1 pseudogene is annotated in these 292 nt (G+C 65.8%); it reads left to right on the top strand.

The window, feature by feature from the left end:
* A pseudogene (locus EXE44_RS21650) lies at positions 1–292 on the top strand (amino acid transporter); the annotation flags it as partial.

Raw genomic sequence — 292 nt, 5'->3', positions numbered from 1 at the left:
CTACATGATCGCGGGGGCGCTGTACGCGCTCGGGTTCGCCCCGAACTTCCTCGAACTCCTCCACGTGTACGGAATCGTTCCGCCGCCGGGAGAGGTCGGAGCCGTCGCCCTCCCGATCGTGGACCGAGCGATTTCGGTCGGGTTTCTGTTGGCGTTCGTCGCGGTGCTCGGACTGGTGGCGCTCAACGCCGTCTCCACGGCCGCCAGCGGGAAGGCGGAGACGGTGTTCACGATAATCAAGGTGACGATCCTGCTGGTGTTCGTCGCCTTCGGGGTGGCGTCGCCGATGTTC

The organism is Halorubrum sp. SS7 (assembly GCF_005435055.1).
GTDB lineage: Archaea > Halobacteriota > Halobacteria > Halobacteriales > Haloferacaceae > Halorubrum > Halorubrum salinarum.
The sequence above is the reverse complement of the archived record's forward strand: the minus strand, read 5'-3'. Positions and strand labels throughout refer to the sequence as shown.